Raw genomic sequence first — 24169 nt, 5'->3', positions numbered from 1 at the left:
GCGCTACCTCGCTCACGTCACACGCATCAGATGAATTTCGCAGGCGTCTGGGACGTCGCTGACGCCCTAAAGGGAGATGCGGCCCGTCGTAGCGCCGGCGGTGGCGGCATGAACAGATTAGAGACTTGTGAGTCCTTCTCAACCCGAGGGTCAGTTCGATACGGCGGTTAATGCAATCGACGGTTTACGAGCGGCAATAAACGCGCTGTCCCCGACCCTGCGCGCGCTCCGGTTTCAGTGTTTTGGCCCAAGCAACCACAAGGGGATTACTGGATTTTTCCGAATGGAGAATCGGAAAGCCGCCCTTATTATTGTCGAAATACGGGCCTCAACTCACACGATCCTCATCGTGTAAAGCTAATCTTCTTGTTATACTCTCAAGGGGGTTTCGCGATGCTGCTCGATCGAGAGGGTCCACTCGAGGCTTTGCTGAGTGCGGCACGGAGCGCTGCGGCCGGACGCGGCGGTACCGTGCTGCTCGAAGGCGAGGCGGGTATTGGCAAGACCTCTGTCCTGCGCGAGTTCGCGGAGCATGCGGACAAGGGCTGCCGGGTGCTGTGGGGATGGTGCGAGGCGCTTTTTACGCCGTGCCCGCTCGGACCCTTGCAGGACATGCGGGAGTCGCTTGACCCCCGCGTGGCAACACTGCTCGATCAGGCGGCTCCGCCCGAGCGACTATTTCCGGCGCTCTTGAATGTGCTCCAGCACGCCGGTGATGCGATCGTACTCGTCTTCGAGGATGTGCACTGGGCCGACAACGCCACGCTCGACCTCGTGAAATACCTCGGTCGCCGCATCTCCTTGCTGCCCGCCGTGCTCGTGCTCAGTCTGCGCAGCGATGAAATCGGCGCCGATCATCCGCTGACGCATGTACTAGGCGACCTGCCGTCCGCGTCGGTCACGCGTATAGCGTTGGAACCGCTGTCTCTCGAAGCCGTGACGGTATTGGCTGAACAGGCGGGTCGCTGCGGCGCTGATCTTTATCGCGTTACGGAGGGCAATCCCTTTTTCATCACCGAACTTCTGGCAAGCGGCGAAACCGAGCCGGGGCGCGTGCCGGATTCCATACGCGATGCGGTCTGGGCGCGCCTCTCGCGGCTGACGGCGGGTGAGCGGGACGTGCTTGAGGTGATCAGCATCGTGCCGGGCAGCGTAGAGAGGTGGCTGATCCGGGCTCTGCTGGGTGCCGAGGCCGAAGCGCTGGTGGACCAATGCGTGGCGCGCGGATTGTTGCAGCGAGACAATCAAGACGCTCTTATGTTCCGACATGAACTTGCCCGGCAGGCGACGCTCGATCGGCTGCCACCGAGCCTTCAGAGATCGCTCCATGCAAAAGTGGAGGCGGCGATATCGCAACTCCCAGCGGCACATGCGTTTGCCCTGCTTTCACGCCGAGTCCACCACGCCGCCGGAGCCGACGACGGGGCACGCGTCCTCGAACTTGCGCCCCAGGCCGCCGCCCATGCCGCGCGTCTCGGTGCCCATCGGGAGGCCGCGTCGCATTTGGCAACGGCCCTGAAGTACGTTGCGCAAGCCACACCGGAGCTGGCCGCCGAGCTTTACGAGGATTGGGCCTACGAGGCGGGACTGGCGCTGCTTGTCTACGAGCCGGTAATCGAGGCGCATCATCGCGCTATCGAGATCTGGCGCGAACTGGGGCGGACCGACAAGATCGGTCCCAACCTGTGCCGGCTGTCGCGGCTGCACTGGCGCCGCGGCGAGGGCAAGCCAGCCGAGGATTACGCAGACCAGGCGGTGCGCGAAATGGAAAAGCTGTCGCCCGGGTCGGAATTGGCAATGGCTTACAGCACGCGCTCTCAATTCCATATGCTGCACTATCGCTTCGATGAAGCGATCGACTGGGGCTTGCGTGCGATCGCTCTCGCCGATCAACTTGGCGAGGTCGAAACGCGCGTCCACGCTTTGAACAATGTCGGCACCGCGCTACTTTTCGCCGACCGTCCGGGCGGTCGCGAGCGGCTGGAGGAAAGCTTGGCGCTGGCGCTTGAGCACGGATTTCACGACCATGCCGTGCGGGCCTACACCAATTTTGCGGAGTGCGCCGTTGCCTCCAAGGATTTTGCCCTGGCCGAACGCTTGCTGGCCGAAGGCACCGCGCTCGCGACCAAACACGATCTCGATTCAGCGGCACAATACCTGCTCGGGCGGCAGGCGCAGCTTCGCCTGGAGCAGGGCCGGTTCAGAGAGGCCGAAACCATTGCGCAGGGCGTCATGAATCTGGAGCGCCTGGCGATGGTCATGCACCTGCCGGCCCTCACGGTACTCGGAAGGGTGCGCGTGCGACTAGGTGAGGCCGGTGGCTTGGATCTGCTCCAGCAAGCGCTCCAGGAAGGACTGGCGACCGGCGAGCTCCAACGGATCGTGCCAGTCCGCATGGCATTGGCAGAAGCCGCCTGGCTTGCCGAAGACCAGAGTGCCAGCCACGAACAGCTGACCGCGCTCGCCGCGATGGATCTCGATAACTTCCGCCCCTGGGATCTGGGCGAACTGGCCGTCTGGTGGCAGCGATGCGGCATGGCTGTGCCGCTGCCGACGTCGACCGCGCGGATACCCCTATGGCGATCCTCCGAACTCGGCGGCAATCCGCTGGCGGCGGCCAAGGAATGGGAACGCCTGGGGCTTCCCTATGAAGCAGCGCTTGCCCTGATGCAGGTTCGCGGAGCCGAAGCCGGGCCGGCACTGGCTCGTGCAGTGACCATATTCGAGTCGTTGGAGGCGCGTCCCGCCGCCTTGCTGGCGCGAAAGCGGGCGCAGCAGCTGGGTGTTGCAGCTCAGTTGCCGAAGACCCGCAGAGGGCCATACGGGGCGGCTCGCCGTCACCCCCTTGGCTTAACGCGGCACGAACAACAGGTGCTCGCCTTGATGGCAGAAGGCATGAGCAACAAGGAAGCTGCCCGGCGTTTGTCGCGCTCGCCGCGCACTGTCGAGCATCAGGTTTCCTCCGTCCTCGGCAAGTTCCACGCCGCCAACCGGATGGAAGTCCTCCTGCGCCTGCGCGGCGAGCCGTGGCTCCTGTCAGCCAGCGATGTGCCGTAAGCCCCTCGACACCCACAGCGCCGCGCCTCTTATCTTAAATCGGCTGCGATCTAAGGAAACATGCAGTAGGCAAGCTCGCGAAAATTAGGGGATCGGCCACGGGAAATTGGGGGACCGCACCGATTTGCCCGAACCCATCCGCGCATAGGCTGGGCGTGTCACCATGGGAACAGACAATCTGCCGCGCTGCGCGTCTTATAGGATATCCAGAGGACTGTGTAGCCCTTTGAATTGGGCAGTTGATGGCTCACGAGGAGGGACAGCGATGACCAAACGTTCTATCGCATTTGCCATGGCCTTGCTCGCCATGACAGGCACCGCGGCCGCGTCGGACCTGACGCCGGGGAACGGCCACAGCATTCATCTCGGCCGCTTCAACGGCGCTGTGTACTACACGGTCGAAAAGGACGGCTACCGGGTGGTTGCGACCTTGGCCTCGGGAGCAGAAGAGCAGCCGATCCGCTTCGTATCTACGCTCGCATCGGGGCAGCGGCTGATGATCTCCGTGCCTCAAGAGATCGGCCAGCCTTCTGTCGACTTCGAGATCATACGCGATGGCGAAGTCCTTCTTGTGAACGAGCCCGGCGCCGCTCTGTTCGACAGCGTGACGACCAGCGCCGTACTCGAGGAGTGACGGATCCTTTTGATCGGTCCGGCATCCTTGGGCGGTCACCGACAATCCGTGAGCACCACCAGCACAAGAGCTTCGGAAAGAGGGGGGGGAACGATGCTCTACACACTGATTATGTTGGTTTGCCTGTCGAATACGCCTCAGGCTTGCGAGGTCCGCGAGGAGATAATTCGGGACTTGGCCCCGAATCCGGGCGTCGCCTTTATGGAGGCGCAAGCATTCGTTGCGCGTTGGATCGAGACGCACCCCGGTCGTTTCGTGCAGCGGTGGAGGCTCTTGCCGGACCTGAGGGTCTGAGGTCTTTTACGCAGGTCCAAGGCCAATCGCATCGTGGACGGTCACACCGCAATGTGCTGTCGAGGCAACGGGACATGCGTGGATTGCAGTATCTGGTTCTGTTCGCTGTCGTCGTCTTTAGCTTTGCAGGCGGGGGAATGTTCGCAGACGGGGTAGCCGCCGACAGGTTCTACAGAGTCGTCGACGGCAAGGCCGATGCGCGGACCTATAACGGCTATCGGCGTTATAATGCCGGCTGCAATCATTGCCACGGCCCCGATGGAATAGGCTCGAGCTTCGCATCCTCGCTCGTCGACCGGCCGCTCGGTATCGAGGAGTTCAGGCGCATCGTTCGCAACGGCCGGACCAGTGGCGGCACCTCGGTCATGAATGGCTTCGCCAATGATCCCAATTTCGCTCCCTATATCGACGACATCTACGCCTATCTGCAGGCCCGCGCCGAAGGCGCGCTTGGCCGCGGACGGCCTCGGCGATTGGAGCCGTAGAGCGCCGGGCGTTCAAATGAACGCCCAAAGGACGCTCTAGAACCGTTAGCTGCGACGACTGGAGCGTGGCCGGTTGACCGCGAGGAAGTGGCGCACGACCGGCGCGTCCGGTCCTTGCTGGAAGCGGCGAACTTCCTGCTGCACATCGGCGTCCGCCTTTGATACGCGCCGATGCTGCCTGAGGTGTTCGGCCCAGGACTCGACCATGAACCATTCGACGATCCGTTCGGGATCAGCCGCATCTTCCGTCACACCCCAGCTATAGGCGCCATCTCGCCGCCGCTCCTGAGACAGGCGATGGATGGCATCGAGAAATCCGTCTCTGTCGGCTCTTGCCACCCGATATTCGATGAGGATCATGACCGGGCCTCGGTCATTCTCGACGGGCTCGGCCGTAAGCGGCTCCGGCCAATGGTTGGATGCGACCAGATCGGCCTCGCCTCTCGGCAGCTTGAGCGGATGGAACAGAAGGCCGACGGCGAACAGGCCGGCGGCGCCGATCAACAAGGTGAGCGGAACACCAGCCGCCTCGGCGACAACACCCCAAATAAGGCTGCCGGCGGTCATCGCTCCGTTGAACACGGTCAGGTAGACTGCCAGAGAACGGCCGCGCACCCAGTTCGGCAGGATCGATTGCGCGGCGCCGTTGAGTGTCGTAAGCGCGGTAATCCACGCGGCACCGAGGGCGAGAAGCACCACGGGCGCCAGCCATTGCGGGGGCGCGAACGAGAGGCCCGTCATGACTGCAGCCGCAACGATTGCGGCACCGAGGATTAGCTTGTCGGCATCGAAGCGGGCGCGCAAAGTCGGCATCGCAATGGCACCACCGATTGCACCGGCGCCGACGGCGCCGAGGAGAATGCCGTAATAACCTGCGTCGCCACCGAGGAGGTTGCGGGCAACCAGCGGCAGCAGCGCCCACACGGCGCTCGAGAAGGCGAAAAAGACCGCGGCCCGCAGCAAGACGACGTGCAGCTCCTGGCTGGCCCTGGCGTAGCGTAAGCCGGCCCGGAAAGCGCCCGCGAATCTTTCCGAAAGTGCGTCCTCGATATCCGGCGGCCGTTTCCACCAGAGAAGCGCGGCGATGACGAAAAGATAGCTGATGACGTCGACGCCGTAGGTCACGGCTGCGCCGAACCACGCGAGCAGCAGGCCGCCCGCCGCCGGCCCGATCGACCGCGCGATGTTGATGCCAAGTGAATTCAGGGCGACGGCGCTCTTGACGTCCTTCCTCTCGACCAGTTCGGGCACGATCGCCTGCCAGGTCGGCGCGATGAGCGCAGCCCCGATACCGCCTGCGAAGGTAAGGGCGATCAGGGAGCTTACCGACTGGAGCCCGGTTGCGGAGAGAAGCAACAGGCAGATGCTGACGCAGGCAAGCATCAGCTGGATGACGATCAGAAATTTTCGCCGGTCGAGGATGTCCGACAGGACGCCCGCCGGGATCGCCAGGAGGAAGATCGGAAGCGTGGCGGCCGCCTGGATCGTGGCGACGGCGGCGGGCGCGGGTGAAAGGTCGGTCACCAGCCACGCGCTCGCGACATCACGGATGAAGCTGCCGGTGTTGCCAATAACGGTCGCAATCCAGAGCGTTGCAAAGACCTTCTGGCGAAGCGGTGCGAAGCCGCTGGAAGGGGCCGTCGTGTCTGTCATGGCTGATGGGACCTCCGCTCATGCAGGTCCTGCCATGCCACGATGACGAACGCGCCGACGAGGCCCAGGTGCTCGAAGAACGCATTGCTCGCCATGAGACGTTCCTGCCCCGGCGCGAGTTCCCAGAAGCGCAGGGCGACAAAAGTCGCCGCCAGCGTGAAGGCGGCGAGCGCAAGTGCCGCGAGCCAGCGGAAGAAGCCGCTCAGAACCATTGCCGAGGCGGCGAGTTCGAAGACGATCACTGCTACGGCGAAGAAGGGTGCGGGATGCAGGCCGAAATGGTTCATCTCGGCAATCGCCCCGCCGAAGTCGAAGACTTTCGTCAGCGGCCCCTGGATATAGGCGGAACACAGGGCAAGCAGCGCCACCCACCGCAAGGCTGGCGCGGCGAAGAGCGGCCTCGCACGGGCCGCGAGCCGATTTTCGAGCGTGGAAGCCGAGGTCATCACGCCTCCTTTCGTCAGACGGCCCAGCAGGAGCAGCCGAGCGCTCCCCAGAAGCCCTTGAGATCGGCGACCGGCAGCTTCGACGTCCAGGCGCCGGCATGATCATGGCCATGGACGCCGCAGCTGTTGGCGCAGCCGCAGGTCGCGATCGCCGTCCGGCGCAGCGAGCGCTTACCGGCGCCCTCCGGTTCGCCCCAGGCGGCGTAGCCTGCGTAGGTCCTGACCGGAGACCAGTCCGGCATGGCCGGCGGCACTTCGCTCTCATCATGGTCGGCAAAGGTTCCCGCCGCATAGACGACTTTGCCACCGACCATTGTCAACTCGGAGGTCAGGAACGAAATCTCGTCCTCTGCGCAGGCGAAGAAGTCCTTGTCGGGGACGATCAGGTCGGCGAACTGGCCCTTCTCGATCCTTCCCTTCTTGCCCTCCTCGTTGGAGAACCACGTAACGTTTTCGGTCCACATCCTGAGCGCCGTTTCGCGGTCGAGGCAATTGTGCTGCGGATAGATCCGCATGCCGCCGACCGTGCGGCCGGTGGTCATCCAAGACAGCGAGACCCAGGGATTGTAGGAGGCGACGCGCGTGGCGTCGGTGCCAGCCGACGTCTTGACGCCCTTTTCCAGCATGCGGGCAACCGGCGGCGTGGCTTCCGCCGCGCCCAGGCCGTAGCGCTCGACGAAATATTCGCCCTGATAGGCCATGCGGTGCTGGACGGCGATACCGCCGCCGAGAGCGGCGATGCGGTCGATCGAGCGCTCGGAGATCGTCTCGGCATGGTCGAAGAACCAGTTGAGGCCTTCGAGCGGGACATCCTGATTGACCTTTTCGAAGACATCGAGGGCGCGCGAGATGGTCTCGTCATAGGTCGCATGCAGACGCCACGGCCAGCGGTTTTCGGCGAGGATGCGAACAACCGCCTCGAGTTCCCCCTCCATCTCCGGCGGCATATCGGGCCGAGGCTCGCGGAAGTCCTCGAAGTCGGCGGCGGAGAACACCAGCATCTCGCCGGCGCCGTTGTGGCGGAAATAGTCGTCGCCCTGCTTGTATTTGACCGACTTCGTCCAGTTGAGGAAGTCTTCCTTCTCCTGCTTCGGCTTCTGGGTGAAGAGATTGTAGGCAAGCCGAACGGTCATCTGGCCATCGTCGGCAAGCTTCTGGATCACCGCATAGTCGTCCGGATAGTTCTGGAAGCCGCCGCCAGCATCGATGACGCCGGTGACGCCGAGCCGGTTCAGCTCGCGCATGAAATGGCGCGTGGAGTTGACCTGGTACTCGAAGGGCAATTTCGGGCCCTTGGCGAGCGTCGCATAGAGAATGCCGGCGTTCGGCCTGGCAATGAGCATGCCCGTCGGATTGCCGTTGGCGTCACGGGCAATCTCGCCACCCGGCGGGTTCGGTGTTTCCTTCGTGTAGCCGACGGCACGCAGCGCTGCGGCGTTCAGGAGCGCGCGATCGTAAAGGTGCAAGAGGAAGACCGGCGTGTCGGGGGCGACCGCGTTGATCTCTTCGAGCGTCGGCAGGCGCTTCTCCTCGAACTGGTGCTCGGTGAAGCCGCCGACAACGCGCACCCATTGCGGCGGCGGCGTGATCGCCACCTGCCGCTTCAGCATATCCATCGCATCGGCAAGCGAGCGGACGCCGTCCCAGCGCAGTTCCATATTGAAGTTCAGGCCGCCGCGCACGACGTGGGTGTGGTTGTCGATGAGCCCCGGCAACACGCGCCGGCCCTTGAGGTCGATAACCTTCGTGCCAGGCCCGGCGAGCGCCACGATCTCGCTATCGCCGCCGACGGCGAGAAACTTGCCGTCCTTGACGGCGACGGCGGTTGCGTTCGGGTTCGTCCGGTCGAGCGTGGTCACCAGGCCATGATGGAGGATCAGATCGGCGCTCATTGGCTTGTCTCCAGAATTCGAAACGGGATTGGCGGCGCGCGCCGGTGAAAACAGGCCCGGGAGCGCCAGGGCCGATGCCGCCCCCAGAAAGCCGCGGCGGGTCGGCATCAACCGATCTCCCGCGTCGGCGGCTGATCGGCCACACCGTCGTGATTGACGCCAGTCGGCAGTTCGCCGAAAACGTGCGGGACACAGCGGCTGTTGAACCAGGAAACGTTCACGGGATGGCCCGACATCAGGCGCTTGACCACCGGCACCGCCTGTTCGCCGATGAGGATGCCCAAAAGCCCCACCAGCGCGATAACCGGCGGAGCCGGCGAGCGAACGTTAAGCAGGCTGTAGATGACGCCCACGAGCAACCCGGCCCCGAGCGACAGCAGGTACATTTTCATCGGCATGGTCCTTTCGGCAAGAGGGGCCGCTCCGCCCGATGCGGACGGAACGGCGCAGTCCGGCCCTGAGAGGGCTCAGTGTCCTTCGGACGCACCGAACATGGTCTTGGCATAGATGATGCCGAGGCCGTAGGCGCCGCCGAATTTCTTGGCGATGCCTGTCGTCATGTCATAGGTCTCGGTGCGAGCCCAGTCGCGCTGCAGTTCCAGCATATATTGCAGCGAGGTCATCGGCCTGACACCGGCCTGGACCATGCGCTCCATGGCGCGCTCGTGCGCCTCTTCCGAAACGTCGCCGCAGGCGTCGGCGATCGCATAGACTTCAAAGCCCTGGTCGAGGGCCGAAAGCGTCGGTCCGACAATGCAGACGGAGGTCCACAGTCCGCAGAAGACCAGCCGCTGTTTGCCGATGGCATTGACCTTTTCGATGACGGCCGCGTCCTCCCAGGTGTTCATCGAGGTGCGGTCGAGCAGCGCCTGGCCCGGGAAGGCCTCTGTGATCTCGCCGAACATCGGGCCTGAAAAGCTCTTTTCGGCGACGGTCGTGAGGATCGTCGGCACCTTGAAGCCTGCGGCCGCGTGCGCCACCAGCGCGGCATTGTTGCGCAGTTGCACCGCGTCGATCGACTTCGTCGCAAAGGCCATTTGCGACTGGAAATCGATCATGATCAGCGCATGATCCGTCGGCGATATCAGAAGGGAGCCAGGGGTCGGTGTGGCGTTCGTCGGCATTGAGACCTCCATGTGGTTACTAGTGCGTGCGAAAGGCCGCTGATTGTAGATAGGCGAGAGGCTGATTGTAGATATGCGAAAGGATGCTGATTGTAGAAAACTGCACTCATTGTCGAAAATTGCTCGGATGGATGATTTTTTTCATCGACCTCGTGCAAACGGCCGGGCGAAGATCCCCTAGAAGGAGCGTTGTCTGCTGCCCGCGGGCTCATTTGCGCTGCATCCGCCGCCAGGCGGCCGGTGACGCGCCGCAAATGGACGAAAATACATGCGTCAGATGGCTTTGATCCGTAAACCCACAGCCGACCGCGATCTCTGCAATGGGCGTGTCACTCAACAGCAGATCCTGGGCCTTCCGGATTCGGTGCTCAGTCAGCCAGCGGTGAGGCGTGCGTCCCGTCGATTTCTTGAATGCCCGAATGAAGTGGCTGGTGGACAGGTCGCATATCGACGCGACCTCCGTCATTGATATTTTGCGCGACGCGTGTTCCGCAAGGTATGCCGTCGCGCCTGCCAGTTGATGCCTGGAAAGGCCATGTTGCCGCGCCGGCGCAAGATCAACGCCGCCGTAGCGACTTACAAGATGAGCTTGAAAAGCGAGCAGCACGTGGTCTACATACAGCTTGTCGGCGTTCTGCGGATCTGCAAGGGCAGGCAAAAGCGCTTGCCCGAGATGATACACCACCGGGTCGACCTGGCCGGGCTCGCACTTCAGGCGGGGGATGTCGGCCTTTCCGTTATCGAGCAGAAAGTCGCGCAACGCTTTGCGATCGATCGTAAAGCGGATGTTGTCAAACGCCGAGCGATGCTCGCAACGCCAGTCGTCGACAAGATGCGTGATCGACAGCGCCCCCTGCGAATGGCTTCCGTCGTGGACCAGTCTTCCGTTTCGCCACAAACGGTGGTCCTTGAACGGGCGCAGTTGAACGATGGTGCTGAACGAGTCCGAATTCGGGATTGCGACGCTCTCCTTCTTGATGACACGATCGCTGCGGACATGAGCAACCGATACGGAGCCTGATCGAAGAACGGTCACTTGCGGTCCCATTGACATGAGCTTCCTCTCTTCTTTCGTTCAGCGCTGCGACCGGCGGCCCTCGGAAAGGCTTGCCCAACTCAGCGCCTCTTTTCTGTGGGCCGCGATGATCCGGATCTGGAAAATTTAGCCCTCACGTCCTCGGTCTGGTTCCTGGCGGCCTGGTCGCCTCGATCGTGTATACAGGCTTGCCGGCTTTCTTAGAAAGTGGGATAATTGTGACATATTTGCTCGAGAAAGTTGAACTATGTCCAATCCTGGCACGCCGACTTTCGAGCAGCTTCGGGTGTTTTTGGCCGTGGTCGATGCCGGGAGTTTTGCAGGTGCGGCCCGCAACCTCAATCGCGCCGTCTCCGTCGTCAGTTACGGCATCGCCAATCTGGAAGCGCAACTCGGGCTCGAGTTGTTCGAACGCGACGGCACGCGAAAGCCCAAGCTGACGGCTGCGGGACGCACGGTGCTCGCGGAGGCGCGGGCGCTGGCTCAAGGCATCGACGGCCTGCGGGCTAAGGTGAAGGGTCTACTTGACGGATTGGAGGCGGAGGTCGACATCGCCGTCGACGTGATGCTGCCGGCGGAGAGGATTGGAAAGGCGTTGCACGCCTTCGCCGAGGCGTTTCCGACGGTGTCGCTGTGCCTCCACGTCGAGGCCCTCGGCGCAGTTACTGCGGCGGTGCTGGAACGCAAGGCGATAATCGGCATTTCCGGCCCGCTGGCAACGGCCGTCGAGGGGGTGAGTTGTGTTGCGGCAGGGGCGGTTCCAACGGTTCCCGTGGCTGCGCCCGACCATCCGCTCGGGCGGATGGAGCGGATCGAGCCGGGCGAGGCGCGCAACCATGTCCAGCTCGTCTTGACGGATCGCTCTCCCCTAACCGAGGGGCAGGACTTCGCCGTGCTCAGTCCCCGCACCTGGAGGCTCGCCGACCTCGGCGCGAAGCACGCGCTGCTGCGCCAGGGGCTCGGCTGGGGCAACATGCCCCTGCCTTTGGTCCAGCCCGATCTCGATAACGGCACGCTTATGCGGCTCGCCATCCCTGACCACAGTGGCGGGATCTATCGCTTCGCCGGCGTCTGGCGGCGCGACACGCCGCCGGGGCCGGCGGCTTCGTGGCTTTTGGACCGGTTCGTGGCGCTGGGCGCCGGCGACATCGATGAAGAAGGATTTGCCGGGATCTAAATTCGCAGCGTCGCGCACCGCCCAACGCCGTCATAGGTCTGACGACGAGTCCAATCCCGCTGCAACTCCGGCAGAACCTGGATCCACGATCTTGCTTACTTTTGGAAGCGGGCGGGGGAGAAGGATTGTGGAGCGAGCGCTTCGCTCCTGAATGCCTCCGGCAACTGTGCATCCATGACGAGGCTCGCGGCAAGCTGCCCTAGTGCCGGCGAGGTGAGGATGCCGTATCCGCCCTGGCCGGCAAGCCAGAAGAAATCGGATCGCCCTGGCGCAAATCCGACGACGGGCAACTTGTCCCCCGAGAAGTTGCGCAGGCCCGCCCAGCTGTTGGCGATCCTCCGCACGGAGATCGTGGTGGCCTCTTCCACGTAGTGTGCGGCCCAGGCGATATCGATCTCCTCGGGCTGGACATCGGACGGCTCGCAGGGCGTGGCGTCCGCCGGAGAGGCGAGCAGTCGCCCGCCTTCCGGCTTCATGTAGAAATCCTCGTCTATCTCGTTGATTTCCGGCAAGGTCGTCGCATCCACGCCATCCGGGAGATCGACCGTGATGGCGGTGCGGCGATGCGGGACGATACCGATCGGGCCGACCCCGAAGAGCGCGGCGACCGGATCGGCCCAGGCGCCGGCGGCATTGACGACGACCCTGGCGCTGATCTCGCCGGCGGTGGTCGTCAGGATCCAGGCGGTGCCATCGCGTTCGGCTGACAAGATCTCATGGCGTTCCAGGATCTCGCTTCCATTCCGCCGGGCGCCCTTGACGTAGCCCTGAAGCAGGTTTTCCACCTCGATGTCCCAGAAATGCGGGTCATGGTAAGCCGCAGCGACATAGTCGGGTCTGAGGATCGGAACGCGGGACACGGCCTCTTCCGGTGTCACGCGCTCGATTTCCGGCGTGAACGCGCGTTCTTCGGCCAGAACCGCTTCGAACCGCGCGATTTTGTCGGCGCTGGCTATCATCACGCCGCCGCGCTGCTTCAAGAGCGGCACATCGGTGAAGCCCTGCGGCGGTCGATCGAAGAAACCCTTGGCAATCCTTGCAAGCGCGCACACTTCCGGCGCATTGTACCTCAGCACGAACTCGGCGGCGGAACGGCCAGTGCTGTGGTAACCGAGCGCGTCCTCCCGCTCGATGACAGCAACCGAGCGGTGCTGGCTCAGGAAATAGGCGAGCGACAAGCCCGCAATTCCACCGCCAATGATGACGACATCGTATTTCCGCATATTTCCAGTTCCCCAGGTCGCTCGCGCGGACCATAGGGAGACCAGGGATGCCGTTCAAATTTATAGTTGGAAATGTTGTTATCAATCCTGATGATGGCTTAGGCAGTGATCCAGCGGTTCCGTGTCCGCGACATGCGCGAGAAAGGCTGCTTCCGCGGCATTGAGGATCGAGTTGGGATTCGAGATACGAAAGACATCCGTCGTCGGCAGGTCGCTATAGGGCGGCAACTGCCACAACTGCCCCGCCTTGACTGCGGGGCCCGCGATGTGGTCGGGCAGCATGCCGATACCGACATTCGCGCAAATCAGCCGCATGACCTCCTCGACATTGCACGAAACGCCCCGGACCTGCTGGCCGAAGGAGCCGATCGCGCGAACGGCGGTCACCGAATTCATGTGCTGCCCGCCAAGGACGTCGGCAATGAAAGCGATGTAGGGGTTGCCACGCAGGTCGTTGAAATCGACGCCTTCGGCGCCGAACAGCGGATGACCGCGCCCGCAATAAAGTGCGTAACGCTCGCGAATATGGAAGCTCCTGTTCAAGCCGTCGGGAATGACGCCGTCGCAGAGGCCCATCGTGGCAATATTGCGCTCGACGGCACTAAGCACATCGACCGTCGTCGCGATCGTCACCGACAGTGTCACTTTCGGATGCATTCGGAAGAACGTGTCGAGCTTGTCATCCCAGGCGGGATTGTGGGCGTGGCTGACCGAATGGATGTTGAGATGGCCGGTCACCTCCTCGCCCGCGGTCTCCAGCACATTGGGCAGACGGACCACCGCCGCGAAGATGTCCCGGCACTGGCCGTGCAACTTCTCGCCCGCTTCGGTGAGATTGAACCGACCCGGCCTCCGGTCGATCAATTTCTGACCGACGGTCTGCTCCAGCCGCTTCAATGCCATGCTGACGGCCGGCTGCTGCAGAAGCAGCCGGTTGGCCGCCGCCGTAATGCTGCCCTCCTCGACAACGACGACGAAGGTGCGCAGCAGATTCCAGTCCAGATTGTGGGCAAAACGTTCGAGGCGATTGTTGGTCATGGCGGCGGTTGTGTCGATCTCTGTATCGCGTTTGCGAATAATCAGCAGAACGGCCTCGGGCGCAAGGTCCATTCCCCGGACGCATGAGGCAGTGCCTCAATTTCGTTTGAAACCGTTGAGCCCGCTTGCCATAACCACAGGCGGAAAAATACGACGGGAGAGAGACATGGCCGAAAAGATCCAGTTCCAATGGGACGATCCATTTCTGCTCGAGGATCAACTGAGCGAAGACGAGCGGATGATCCGCGATACGGCGCGCGCCTACGCCCAGGAGAGGCTGCGGCCGCGCGTGATCGAGGCCTATCGCGAGGAAAAGACCGATCCGTCGATCTTCCGCGAGATGGGCGATCTCGGCTTGCTCGGCGTCACCGTGCCGGACACCTACGGCGGTGTCGGTGCGTCCTATGTCGCCTACGGCCTTGTCGCCCGTGAAGTCGAACGCGTCGATTCCGGGTATCGCTCGATGATGAGCGTGCAGTCGTCGCTCGTCATCTATCCAATCTTCGCCTACGGCTCGGAGGATCAGAAGCGGAAGTATCTTCCGAAGCTCATCAGCGGCGAATGGATCGGCTGCTTCGGCCTGACCGAGCCGGACGCCGGTTCCGATCCCGCAGGCATGAAGACGCGGGCGATCAAGACCGACGGCGGCTACCGGCTGATCGGTTCGAAGATGTGGATTTCCAACGCGCCGCTTGCGGACGTCTTCGTCGTCTGGGCGAAGTCGGAGGCCCATGGAAACGCGATCCGTGGCTTCGTGCTGGAAAAGGGCATGGCAGGGCTTTCGGCGCCGAAGATCGCCGGCAAGCTGTCGCTGCGCGCATCGATCACCGGCGAGATCGTTCTCGACAATGTCGAGGTTGGCGAGGACGCGTTGCTGCCGAATGTCGAAGGGCTCAAGGGTCCTTTCGGCTGCCTTAACCGCGCCCGCTACGGCATTTCCTGGGGCGCGCTCGGTGCGGCCGAGTTCTGCTGGCACGCGGCGCGCCAATACGGCCTCGACCGCAAGCAGTTCAACCGTCCGCTCGCCCAGACACAGCTTTTCCAGAAGAAGCTCGCGGACATGCAGACGGAGATCACGCTCGGACTGCAGGGTTCGCTCCGCGTCGGCCGGCTGATGGACGAGGGTCGGATGGCCCCGGAAATGATCTCGATCGTCAAGCGCAACAATTGCGGCAAGGCGCTCGACATCGCCCGCATGGCCCGCGACATGCACGGCGGCAATGGCATTTCTGAGGAGTATCAGGTGATGCGCCACATGCTCAATCTGGAAACGGTCAATACCTATGAGGGTACGCACGACATACATGCCCTGATCCTCGGCCGCGCCCAGACCGGGCTCCAGGCCTTCTTCTGAGTATTGCCGTCATGGAAGCGCCGCTAAAGGGTATTCGCGTTCTCGAACTCGCCCGCATTCTGGCCGGCCCCTGGATCGGCCAGACACTCGCCGATCTCGGCGCCGACGTCATCAAGGTGGAAAGCCCAGCCGGCGACGATACCCGAACCTGGGGACCACCCTTTGTCGCAGGCGAGGGCGGCGAGAAGCTCGACGCCGCCTATTTCCATGCCTGCAACCGCGGCAAGCGTTCGGTCGTGCTCGATTTCACGACGGAGGAGGGGCAGGAGGCGGTACGGCGGCTGGCGGCACAATCCGACGTGCTCCTCGAAAACTTCAAGGTCGGTGGCCTCGCCAAATACGGGCTCGACTATCAGAGCCTGAGGAAGATCAACCCGCGACTCATCTATTGTTCGGTGACCGGCTTCGGCCAGGACGGCCCCTATGCCCACCGCGCCGGCTACGACTACATCGTCCAGGGCATGAGCGGGATCATGGATCTGACCGGCGAGCCGGATCGCGAGCCGCAGAAGATCGGCGTCGCCTTCGCCGACATCTTTACCGGGCTCTACGGCGTGATCGCCGTGCAGGCGGCGCTTGCGCAGCGCGAACGCACGGGCGAGGGGCAGCAGATCGACATGGCGCTGCTCGATTGCATGACCGGCGTGCTCGCCAACCAGGCGCTGAATTTTCTCGTCTCGGGCAAGGCGCCGCGGCGTCTCGGCAATGCGCATCCCAACATCGCGCCTTACCAGGTCTTTCCGACCGCTGACGGCCATCTGATCGTCGCTGTCGGCAACGACCGGCAGTTCGTCAAGTTCTGCGACGTGCTCGGCCGCGCGGACCTGGCGTCAGACGGGCGCTATCTGACCAATGCCGGCCGTGTTCAGCATCGCGATAGCCTGACACCGGAGCTCGCCTCGGAAACCGTAAAATTCGCGCGGGATGGGCTTTTGGCGAAGCTCGAAGCCGCGGGTGTACCGGGCGGCCCGATCAACACGGTCGCCGATGTCTTCGCGGATCCCCAGATCCTCCATCGGCAGATGCGCGTGGAGACGCCACACACCGGCGCCGCGACGGGAACGTCACCCGGTATCCGGACGCCGATCCGCTTCTCCAGTGCCTCGCTCGCGCTTGAGCGCGGAGTGCCCCGGTTGGGCGAGCATACGGAAGAGGTGCTGGCGGAGATTGGGATGGCTATCCCGAAAGAATAAAGGTGAGATCCGACCAGCTCACGGTCGCGAGCTGTTGTGCCCCTCACCCTAGCCCTCTCCCCGCAAGCGGGGCGAGGGGACAAGCGGCAGGTGGATGAGGGGCCGCTATCGTAGGAGCTACCCCTTCAAAGCCCGGCTGAAGACGCGTGACAGCCGCTCCGCGAAGGCGCGCGGATCTTCCGGCTTGTCGCCATCGAGGACGCGCGCCTGGTCGAGCAAGAGCCTCACCGCGTCCTCGCGGAATGCCTCGTCCTCGGCGGGGCAGGCAGCGATGGCGGTGATCAGGCTGTGGCCGGGATTGATCTCCAGGATCGGCTTTGCTGCGCCATCGATACGACCAGCGCCCTGCAACATCTTTTCGAGCTGGCGATCCGGTCCATGCTCGGGTGCCACGAGGCAGACTGCGCTTTCCGTCAACCGCTCCGAGGTCCTGACATCGGCAACCGCGTCACCGAGCGTCGCCTTGGCGAAGGTAACGAACTCGGCCACGGCCTGGCTCGTCTCCGTGGAGGTCGCATCGTCGGGCGCCTGCTTCGCAATGCCGGCGAGATCCGCCGCCCCTTGCGTGATCGACTTGAACGGCTTGCCTTCGAATTCCGGCGCCGAGGTCACCCAGAAGCTGTCGACCGGATCGGTGAGCAGCAACACTTCGATGCCACGGGCGCGAAACCCTTCAAGCTGTGGCGAAGCCTTCAACTGAGCAAGGTTGTCGCCGGTCAGATAGTAGATCGCCGTCTGGCCATCCTTCATGTCCTTGACGTAGTCGCTCAACGCACGCGGATTGTCGTCAGTCGCCGTGGTGCGGAAGCGCGAAAGCGCAATGAGCTGTGCCCGTCGCTCGAAATCTTCGTAGATGCCTTCCTTGATGACGCTCCCGAAGTTTTCCCAGACCTTGGCGAAGGTCTCGGGCTCGCTTTCCGCCAACTTCTCGATGCTGGTCAGGACTCGGCTCGTGAGCCCCTTGCGGATGCTGGCGAGCAGCGGGCTTTCCTGAATCATTTCGCGCGAGACATTGAGCGGCAGATCGGCCGTGTCGATAAGCCCGCGTACGAAACGCAGGTAACGCGGCAGCAATTCGGCCTCATCGGTGATGAAGACACGCTTGACATAGAGTTTCATCCGCCCCTTGCGATCCGGATCGAAAAGATCGAAGGGCTTGGAGCCCGGTACGAAGGCGAGCGCCGTATATTCGTGGCGACCTTCAGCCCGGAAGTGAACGGTGGCGGCCGGTTCGTCATACTGCCCGGCGACGCTGCGGTAGAAATCCGCGTAGTCTTCCTTGGAAATCTCGCTCTTCTGTTTGGTCCAGAGAGCCGTGCCATCCGCGACCTGGGCGGGCTCTTCGCCGGGCTTTTCGACGATCGAGATCGGGACGGGCACGTGGCCGGATTGGTCTTTGACGATCCGCTCGACCGTCCAGCGCGACGTGTAGCTTTTGGCGTCGTCCATAAGATGGAGCGTGATCCGCGTGCCGCGCGCCGGAGCATCGGCGAGTTCAACCGCGGAAACGGTGTAGCTGCCCTTGCCGTCCGACGCCCAGTGCCAGGCCTTGTCGGAGCCTGCACGGCGGGAAACGACGTCGACATTGTCGGCAACCATGAAGGCCGAATAGAAGCCGACGCCGAACTGGCCGATGAGCTGTGCGCCCTCCTTGCCCTGGGCCGCCTCGATCCGCTCCATGAAGGCCCGTGTGCCAGAACGGGCAATCGTGCCGAGGGATTCGACCAGTTCGTCGCGGCTCATGCCGATGCCGTTGTCCTCGACGACGAGACGCGCCCCTTCCTCGTCCAACGTCAGCGTGATGCGCGGCTGAGGATCGCTGCCGAGCAGTTCCGGCGCGACGATCGCCTCGTAGCGCAGCTTCTCGCAGGCATCCGCCGCATTCGAAATCAGTTCGCGAAGGAAGATGTTCTTGTCCGAATAGACCGAGTGCACCATCAAATGGAGCAGCCGCGCCACATCGGCTTCGAAGACATGTTTCTCGACGGACATTTCGACTTCACTCATCGCGTTGCAAACCTCCTTGGCTTTTGCCCCAATTGGCAGCCCGCGCGTCGAATTTCAAGGGTAGTCTTGCGACCGGTGCCGTTCAGTGCCATCCTGCCTGCGCGGCCGCCGAGGGCCGAAGGTGATCGGCGCATCTTTTTTGTGCGAATTGTCAAATCGCCGTAACACGGCGTTGCTACGGTCGTCCGACCCCGCAAAATAAAAGAGCGTAAAATCAAAGACATCAACGGGTTTTCAACGATGGATAGTGTTGCGGCCTCGTCGCGTGCCTTCTTTGACGCAGATCAACGCTCGACAAAGACGGTTGCTCGTATTTGACAATAGGAAATGGGACCGACCTTCGGTCGCAGCGTGGAGTGGACGTCATGCCTGAGCAATCCACCATCCCGACAATACCAACCTTTGCCGATGCCTACGCTTATGCGCTTGATGCCTGGCAGCGCTCCATCCTGTTTCTGGACGTGATGCGGCAGCGCGGCATCCAGTACGAAGAGCATACGGCACGCGCGGCGCCCCACGTGCTCGACTACGAAGCGGAACTCGTCTGCGATGGCCGCAAGCTCGATCGCCCCGTCAACTATGCACTCGTCCGGATAGTGCCGCCCGCCGACGCGGTGATCGATCCGTTGAAAAGGCCGTTCATCGTCGTCGATCCGCGCGCGGGCCACGGGCCCGGCATTGGGGGCTTCAAGGCGGACAGCGAGATCGGCGTCGCGATGAAGGCAGGGCACGCCTGTTATTTTATCGGTTTCCTTCCCGAGCCCGTCCCGGGCCAGACGATCGAGGACATCGCCCGCGCCGAAGCGATCTTCCTCGAAACCGTGATTGCAAGGCATCCCGAAGCGGACGGCAAGCCCTGTGTCATCGGCAATTGCCAGGCCGGCTGGGCGGTGATGATCGTTGCCTCTTTGCGCCCGGAACTGTTCGGTCCGATCATCATCGCGGGCGCGCCACTTTCCTATTGGGCGGGTGTCAGAGGCCAATATCCCATGCGCTATTCGGGAGGCCTGCTCGGCGGCAGCTGGCTGACTGCGCTCACAGGCGATCTTGGCGCCGGGATATTCGATGGCGCCTGGCTCGTGCAGAATTTCGAGAACCAGAACCCCGCCAACACGCTCTGGACCAAGCAATATAACCTCTACTCGAAGATCGATACCGAGGCTGGCCGCTATCTGGGCTTCGAGCGCTGGTGGGGCGGCCATGTGAAGCTGAACGCAGAGGAGATGCAGTTCATCGTCGATGAGCTCTTCGTCGGCAACAAGCTTGCCGCGGGCGAGATCCAGACCTCCGACGGCACGACCATCGATATGCGCAACATCCACTCGCCGATCGTCGTTTTCTGCTCGAAGGGCGATAACATCACCCCGCCGGCGCAGGCGCTCGACTGGATCCTGGATCTTTACGACAGCGTCGACGAGATCCGTGCACACGGGCAGACCATTGTCTATACGGTGCACGAAAAGATCGGGCATCTCGGCATCTTCGTTTCCGCCGGCGTCGCCCGCAAGGAGCACGACGAGTTCGCGTCCAATATCGACCTCATCGACGTGCTGCCGCCCGGCCTTTACGAGGCCGTGCTGGAGCCGGTAGGACCGGCTGTAGAAAACAGTGATCTGGTCACCGGGGAATGGGTCATGCGCTGCGAGGCGCGCACGCTCGACGATATCCGCGCCTTCGGTGGCAACGACGTCGAGGATGACCGTCGCTTCGCCACGGCCGCCAGGGTTTCCGAGATCAATCTGGCGCTTTACCGAACCTATCTGCAGCCCTGGATCAAGGCGATGGTGACGCCACCGATGGCGGAGGCGATGCGGAACATGCACCCGCTGCGCCTCCAATATGAAGTGTTCGGTCCACGCAATCCCGTCATGGCCTGGATCGAGGCGACCGCCAGGAATGTGCGCGACAAGCGCCAATCGGCGGCGCCTGACAACCCGCTGTTGGCGCTGCAGGAGAACATGTCCCGGCAGGTGGTCGACGGGTTGGAAGCCTGGCGCCAGATGGTCGAGCACCTTTCGGAGCAGACTTTTCACGCGATCTATGGCACGCCAGCCTTGCAAGCCGCGCTTGGCATCGACACGAGGTCCGACCGCGCTCCGCGCAAGGCGGCAAAGAACCTGCTGCACCATGCGCTCCTGGAGAACAGGATCGCGGCGCTGAAAGCTGACATGGCCAAGGGCGGCCTTCAGGAGGCTCTCGCCCGGGCGCTGCTTTTTGTCGGCATGGCGCGCGGCAAGGTCGACGAGCGCGGATTCGAAGCGGTCCGCCGGCTTCGGCGCGCTCATCCCTCCGCCAAGCAATTGACGCTTGCCGAGTTCAAGGCGCTGATGCGCACACAGTATTTCATGTTGCTGGTAGACGAGAAGGCGGCGCTCGCGGCCATTCCAAAATTGCTGCCGGAGAAAATCGAGCAACGCCGTGCTGCCTTTGCCGCCCTTCGAGAGGTCTTGGAGGCTCCGGGACCGCTGACTGGCATTGCCGTCGAGCGGCTGCAAGCCGTCACAGCGCTCTTTGGCCTGAGCGGTGAAGCACCAGAAGCACCAGTGCCTCTCGTGGTGCGCAAGGCCGCACGTGATCGCAACGCATCCTGACTGGGGAGGAGTTTCGAGTGTCCGAGGTGACCACGCTGGCGACCCAGCCATCCAAATATGACCGATTGATCGCGGCCGCACGAGCCGAGGCGCCCGCCGTCACCATCGTGGCGCATCCTTGCGATGAAACTTCGCTGAGCGGCGCCCTTGAAGCCGCCGGGATGGGGCTCATCACACCCGTGCTGGTCGGGCCGGAAGCCAGGATTCGCAATGTCGCGGCGGAACATGGGCTCGATCTCGGGCGGTGGGAAATCGTCGATGTGCCGCACAGTCATGCCGCGGCCGCCAAGGCAGTCGCATTGATCCGCGAAGGCAAGGGCGAGCTCCTGATGAAGGGCAGCCTGCATACCGACGAGCTGATGCACGAGGTCGCCGCCTCCGCCACCGGTCTTCGCACTGACCGGCGGATCAGCCACGTCTTCGTGATGGATGTGCCCGGCCACGCCGAGACGCTGTTCATCACGGACGCGGCGATCAATATCTTCCCGGACCTCGAAGCCAAGCGCGATATCGTGCAGAACGCGATCGATCTGTGGGTCACGATCGGTCTCGGCGAGCCGCGCGTGGCCATCCTTTCGGCGGTGGAGACGGTGACGACGAAGATTCCGTCGACGATCGAGGCGGCCGCACTTTGCAAGATGGCCGAGCGCGGCCAGATCACGGGCGGCTTGCTCGAAGGGCCACTCGCCTTCGACAACGCGATCGATCCGGAAGCCGCGCGCATCAAGGGCATCAATTCACCGGTCGCCGGCCACGCCGAGATCCTCGTCGTGCCGGACCTCGAGGCCGGGAACATGCTCGCCAAGAACCTGACATTCCTTTCCCATGCGGACGCGGCGGGAATCGTTCTTGGTGCCCGGGTGCCGATCGTGCTGACCTCGCGCGCGGATTCGGTGCGCACCCGCCTTGCATCATGCGCCGTCGCTGCGCTCTATGCCGCGCGGCGACGAGCCGCGCAATTAGCAGCGGTGTAATGCCATGGACGCTCTTCTTGTCGTCAACGCTGGTTCATCGAGCCTGAAGTTCCAAGTCTTCGGCATCGCCGGAACGGACCTGACACGTCAGATTCGCGGGAAAATCGACGGCATCGGCACCCGGCCGCGCCTGCAGGCGGCGGCGGCCGACGGCGTCCCGCTCATCGACCAGACCTATGACGCGAAAGCGGTTCGAGATCTTCCGACCGCCATTGCCGAAGCCAGACGTTGGCTCCTGACGCTGGAGGGCTTCAAGTTGCGAGCGGTCGGTCACCGGGTCGTGCACGGCGGTCCGGACTACGTGCGGCCCGCCCTTATCGATGCGGGGGTGCTCGACCGCCTTGCAAGCTACCAGGATCTCGCGCCTTTGCATCAGCCGAACAACCTGGCGCCGATTCGTCTCGCCATGGAGATCAATCCGGATGTGCCGCAGGTTGCCTGCTTCGACACCGCCTTTCATCGTGGCCACGCGGAGCACACCGATTGCTATGCTCTGCCGCGAGCCTTCTATGATGAGGGTGTCCGGCGCTACGGCTTTCACGGACTTTCGTACGAATATATCGCCGAGCGGCTCCGAAAGGTGGCGCCGCAGGCAGCCCAAGGGCGCGTCATCGTCGCTCACCTCGGCAGCGGTGCCTCGATGTGCGCGCTGCGGGACGGGCGCAGCATCGAGAGCACGATGGGTTTCACGGCGCTCGACGGGCTGCCGATGGGGACGCGGCCGGGTCAGCTCGATCCGGGTGTCGTCCTCTACCTCATCCTCCAGAAGGGCATGAAGGCGCAGGCGGTCTCGGATCTTCTCTATCATGATGCCGGGCTCAAAGGGCTCTCCGGCCTCTCGAACGACATGCGTGATCTTCTCGCGAGCGACGATCCCCATGCCGCGCTTGCCATCGCTCATTTTGTTTACCGGTGCGTGCTCAATGCGGGGATGCTCGCGGCGGCATTGGGAGGGATCGACGCCTTCGTTTTCACCGCAGGCGTCGGCGAAAACTCGGCCGCGATCCGCGCCCGCATCGTTGAAGGCCTCGCCTGGCTCGGGGCAGAGCTCGACCCGGCAGCGAACGAGGCTGGCGCGGCGTTGATCTCTCCGGCCGGGAGCCGGGTTGCTGTTCATGTCATCCCAACCGATGAGGAGCTGATGATCGCGCGCCATACCTTGGCGCTCATCAGCGCGCCCAACGCCTGACCCGGAGACCCCGCATGTCCATCCCCACCGTGAAGGCCAAGCTTTTAGAAGGCCGCAAGGGCCTGATTGTCGGCATTGCCAACGACCGCTCTATTGCTTGGGGTTGTGCCCGCGCGTTTCGCGCCTTGGGCGCAGACCTCGCAGTGACCTATCTCAACGACAAGGCAAAACCGCATGTCGAGCCGCTGGCGCACGAGCTCGATACCCCGATCTTCCTGCCGCTGGACATGGCGGTGCCCGGCCAGATCGAGACGGTCTTCGAGCGCATCGGCGAGACCTGGGGAGAACTCGACTTCCTCGTCCACTCGATCGCCTTCTCCCCGAGGGATACGCTCGGCGGGCGCGTGACCGACGCGCCGCGCGAGGGGTTCCTGACGACAATGGAGATATCCTGCTGGTCCTTCATCCGCATGGCCCAGCTCGCGGAGCCGCTGATGAAGAACGGCGGCACGCTTTTCACCATGACCTATTACGGGTCACAGGTGGTGGTGGAGAACTACAACATCATGGGCGTCGCCAAGGCGGCACTTGAAAGCGCCGTGCGCTACATGGCCGCCGAGCTTGGCCCCAAGGGCATTCGCGTCCACGCGATTTCGCCCGGCGCCCTTGCCACCCGCGCCGCATCCGGCATCCCTGAATTCGACGCGCTCCTCGAAAAGACGAAGCTGAAGGCACCAGCCCACGAACTCGTCGACATCGATGACGTCGGCATGGCGACGGCGTTTCTCGCCCACGACGCAGCGCGGCTCATAACCGGCCAGGTGCTGTACGTCGACGGTGGCTACCACATCGTCGACTGACG

General features: G+C 63.2%; 19 protein-coding genes. 10 read left to right on the top strand and 9 right to left on the bottom strand.

Annotated elements, in window-relative coordinates; translation table 11 throughout:
• Window positions 1-393: 393 nt before the first annotated feature.
• The 3 genes from RB548_RS28990 to RB548_RS28980 all read left to right on the top strand — a co-directional run bounded on the left by RB548_RS28990 (window position 394) and on the right by RB548_RS28980 (window position 4470).
• The gene (locus tag RB548_RS28990; RefSeq protein WP_331375851.1) at window positions 394-3057 is read left to right on the top strand and encodes an ATP-binding protein; all 2664 of its coding nucleotides are present in this window, start codon (window positions 394-396) and stop codon (window positions 3055-3057) included.
• Between the two features lie 265 nt (window positions 3058-3322).
• The gene (locus RB548_RS28985; protein ID WP_331375850.1) at window positions 3323-3691 is read left to right on the top strand and encodes a hypothetical protein; all 369 of its coding nucleotides are present in this window, start codon (window positions 3323-3325) and stop codon (window positions 3689-3691) included.
• A 368-nt stretch (window positions 3692-4059) separates the two neighbouring features.
• Window positions 4060-4470 (top strand): c-type cytochrome, encoded by a 411-nt coding sequence (locus RB548_RS28980; protein ID WP_331375849.1) that lies wholly within the window; start codon window positions 4060-4062, stop codon window positions 4468-4470.
• 45 nt (window positions 4471-4515) lie between these two features.
• Here RB548_RS28980 and RB548_RS28975 read toward each other — a convergent pair whose 3' ends face one another.
• The 6 genes from RB548_RS28975 to RB548_RS28950 all read right to left on the bottom strand — a co-directional run bounded on the left by RB548_RS28975 (window position 4516) and on the right by RB548_RS28950 (window position 10633).
• Window positions 4516-6123: an MFS transporter gene (locus RB548_RS28975; RefSeq protein WP_331375848.1), complete on the bottom strand. Its 1608-nt coding sequence runs from the start codon at window positions 6121-6123 to the stop codon at window positions 4516-4518.
• Window positions 6120-6569, bottom strand: a complete 450-nt coding sequence (locus RB548_RS28970; RefSeq protein ID WP_331375847.1) for a DoxX family protein — start codon at window positions 6567-6569, stop codon at window positions 6120-6122. Before RB548_RS28970 ends, RB548_RS28975 begins: the two co-directional genes overlap by 4 nt.
• 14 nt (window positions 6570-6583) lie before the next feature.
• Window positions 6584-8569: an amidohydrolase gene (locus tag RB548_RS28965; protein ID WP_331375846.1), complete on the bottom strand. Its 1986-nt coding sequence runs from the start codon at window positions 8567-8569 to the stop codon at window positions 6584-6586.
• Complete coding sequence (locus tag RB548_RS28960) at window positions 8569-8853, bottom strand: XapX domain-containing protein (RefSeq protein WP_331377130.1); 285 nt, start codon at window positions 8851-8853, stop codon at window positions 8569-8571. The genes RB548_RS28965 and RB548_RS28960 overlap by 1 nt, the downstream gene beginning before the upstream one ends.
• A 75-nt stretch (window positions 8854-8928) precedes the next feature.
• Window positions 8929-9585, bottom strand: coding sequence for a hydrolase (locus RB548_RS28955; protein ID WP_331375845.1), 657 nt, complete (start codon window positions 9583-9585; stop codon window positions 8929-8931).
• A 208-nt stretch (window positions 9586-9793) separates the two neighbouring features.
• Window positions 9794-10633 carry an AraC family transcriptional regulator gene (locus tag RB548_RS28950; protein WP_331375844.1) on the bottom strand — a complete coding sequence of 280 codons (840 nt, stop codon included), beginning with the start codon at window positions 10631-10633 and terminating at the stop codon, window positions 9794-9796.
• A gap of 235 nt (window positions 10634-10868) precedes the next feature.
• Here RB548_RS28950 and RB548_RS28945 point away from each other — a divergent pair, with 235 nt between their 5' ends.
• Complete coding sequence (locus RB548_RS28945; protein WP_331375843.1) at window positions 10869-11798, top strand: LysR family transcriptional regulator; 930 nt, start codon at window positions 10869-10871, stop codon at window positions 11796-11798.
• Between the two features lie 95 nt (window positions 11799-11893).
• Here the strand turns inward: RB548_RS28945 and RB548_RS28940 are convergent, their stop codons facing one another.
• Together RB548_RS28940 and RB548_RS28935 are read right to left on the bottom strand one after the other, a co-directional pair.
• Complete coding sequence (locus RB548_RS28940) at window positions 11894-13021, bottom strand: NAD(P)/FAD-dependent oxidoreductase (RefSeq protein ID WP_331375842.1); 1128 nt, start codon at window positions 13019-13021, stop codon at window positions 11894-11896.
• Window positions 13022-13102: 81 nt separating this feature from the next.
• The gene (locus RB548_RS28935; protein ID WP_331377128.1) at window positions 13103-14059 is read right to left on the bottom strand and encodes a LysR family transcriptional regulator; all 957 of its coding nucleotides are present in this window, start codon (window positions 14057-14059) and stop codon (window positions 13103-13105) included.
• Window positions 14060-14225: 166 nt separating this feature from the next.
• Here RB548_RS28935 and RB548_RS28930 point away from each other — a divergent pair, with 166 nt between their 5' ends.
• The gene (locus tag RB548_RS28930; protein ID WP_331375841.1) at window positions 14226-15413 is read left to right on the top strand and encodes an acyl-CoA dehydrogenase; all 1188 of its coding nucleotides are present in this window, start codon (window positions 14226-14228) and stop codon (window positions 15411-15413) included.
• Window positions 15414-15424: 11 nt separating this feature from the next.
• Complete coding sequence (locus RB548_RS28925; RefSeq protein WP_331375840.1) at window positions 15425-16606, top strand: CaiB/BaiF CoA transferase family protein; 1182 nt, start codon at window positions 15425-15427, stop codon at window positions 16604-16606.
• Between the two features lie 117 nt (window positions 16607-16723).
• On the opposite strand, the gene htpG is transcribed toward RB548_RS28925, so the two are convergent.
• On the bottom strand, window positions 16724-18613 hold the full coding sequence (gene htpG, locus RB548_RS28920; RefSeq protein WP_331375839.1) for a molecular chaperone HtpG: 1890 nt from the start codon (window positions 18611-18613) through the stop codon (window positions 16724-16726).
• Between the two features lie 365 nt (window positions 18614-18978).
• Between htpG and RB548_RS28915 the strand changes: the two genes are divergently transcribed.
• Genes RB548_RS28915 through fabI form a run of 4 tightly spaced genes read left to right on the top strand, consistent with a single transcriptional unit; the run spans window position 18979 to window position 24167 of the window.
• Complete coding sequence (locus RB548_RS28915; RefSeq protein WP_331375838.1) at window positions 18979-21204, top strand: DUF3141 domain-containing protein; 2226 nt, start codon at window positions 18979-18981, stop codon at window positions 21202-21204.
• A 17-nt stretch (window positions 21205-21221) separates the two neighbouring features.
• Window positions 21222-22178, top strand: coding sequence for a phosphate acetyltransferase (locus RB548_RS28910; protein ID WP_331375837.1), 957 nt, complete (start codon window positions 21222-21224; stop codon window positions 22176-22178).
• 4 nt (window positions 22179-22182) lie between these two features.
• Complete coding sequence (locus RB548_RS28905; RefSeq protein WP_331375836.1) at window positions 22183-23367, top strand: acetate/propionate family kinase; 1185 nt, start codon at window positions 22183-22185, stop codon at window positions 23365-23367.
• 14 nt (window positions 23368-23381) lie between these two features.
• The gene (gene fabI, locus RB548_RS28900) at window positions 23382-24167 is read left to right on the top strand and encodes an enoyl-ACP reductase FabI (protein WP_331375835.1); all 786 of its coding nucleotides are present in this window, start codon (window positions 23382-23384) and stop codon (window positions 24165-24167) included.
• The last annotated feature ends 2 nt before the right edge of the window (window positions 24168-24169 follow it).

The organism is Sinorhizobium chiapasense (assembly GCF_036488675.1).
In the GTDB taxonomy this organism is placed as follows: domain Bacteria; phylum Pseudomonadota; class Alphaproteobacteria; order Rhizobiales; family Rhizobiaceae; genus Sinorhizobium; species Sinorhizobium chiapasense.
Note: the sequence above shows the minus strand (reverse complement) of the source record. Positions and strands in the feature narration are given on the sequence as shown.

What these genes read in the sequence shown, in the direction of transcription:
- RB548_RS28990 (WP_331375851.1), top strand. Translation starts at nt 394, where the DNA reads ATGCTGCTCGATCGAGAGGGTCCACTCGAGGCTTTGCTGAGTGCGGCA.
- RB548_RS28985 (WP_331375850.1), top strand. Translation starts at nt 3,323, where the DNA reads ATGACCAAACGTTCTATCGCATTTGCCATGGCCTTGCTCGCCATGACA.
- RB548_RS28980 (WP_331375849.1), top strand. Translation starts at nt 4,060, where the DNA reads ATGCGTGGATTGCAGTATCTGGTTCTGTTCGCTGTCGTCGTCTTTAGC.
- RB548_RS28975 (WP_331375848.1), bottom strand. Translation starts at nt 6,123, where the DNA reads ATGACAGACACGACGGCCCCTTCCAGCGGCTTCGCACCGCTTCGCCAG.
- RB548_RS28970 (WP_331375847.1), bottom strand. Translation starts at nt 6,569, where the DNA reads ATGACCTCGGCTTCCACGCTCGAAAATCGGCTCGCGGCCCGTGCGAGG.
- RB548_RS28965 (WP_331375846.1), bottom strand. Translation starts at nt 8,569, where the DNA reads ATGCCGACCCGCCGCGGCTTTCTGGGGGCGGCATCGGCCCTGGCGCTC.
- RB548_RS28960 (WP_331377130.1), bottom strand. Translation starts at nt 8,853, where the DNA reads ATGAAAATGTACCTGCTGTCGCTCGGGGCCGGGTTGCTCGTGGGCGTC.
- RB548_RS28955 (WP_331375845.1), bottom strand. Translation starts at nt 9,585, where the DNA reads ATGCCGACGAACGCCACACCGACCCCTGGCTCCCTTCTGATATCGCCG.
- RB548_RS28950 (WP_331375844.1), bottom strand. Translation starts at nt 10,633, where the DNA reads ATGGGACCGCAAGTGACCGTTCTTCGATCAGGCTCCGTATCGGTTGCT.
- RB548_RS28945 (WP_331375843.1), top strand. Translation starts at nt 10,869, where the DNA reads ATGTCCAATCCTGGCACGCCGACTTTCGAGCAGCTTCGGGTGTTTTTG.
- RB548_RS28940 (WP_331375842.1), bottom strand. Translation starts at nt 13,021, where the DNA reads ATGCGGAAATACGATGTCGTCATCATTGGCGGTGGAATTGCGGGCTTG.
- RB548_RS28935 (WP_331377128.1), bottom strand. Translation starts at nt 14,059, where the DNA reads ATGACCAACAATCGCCTCGAACGTTTTGCCCACAATCTGGACTGGAAT.
- RB548_RS28930 (WP_331375841.1), top strand. Translation starts at nt 14,226, where the DNA reads ATGGCCGAAAAGATCCAGTTCCAATGGGACGATCCATTTCTGCTCGAG.
- RB548_RS28925 (WP_331375840.1), top strand. Translation starts at nt 15,425, where the DNA reads ATGGAAGCGCCGCTAAAGGGTATTCGCGTTCTCGAACTCGCCCGCATT.
- htpG (WP_331375839.1), bottom strand. Translation starts at nt 18,613, where the DNA reads ATGAGTGAAGTCGAAATGTCCGTCGAGAAACATGTCTTCGAAGCCGAT.
- RB548_RS28915 (WP_331375838.1), top strand. Translation starts at nt 18,979, where the DNA reads ATGCCTGAGCAATCCACCATCCCGACAATACCAACCTTTGCCGATGCC.
- RB548_RS28905 (WP_331375836.1), top strand. Translation starts at nt 22,183, where the DNA reads ATGGACGCTCTTCTTGTCGTCAACGCTGGTTCATCGAGCCTGAAGTTC.
- fabI (WP_331375835.1), top strand. Translation starts at nt 23,382, where the DNA reads ATGTCCATCCCCACCGTGAAGGCCAAGCTTTTAGAAGGCCGCAAGGGC.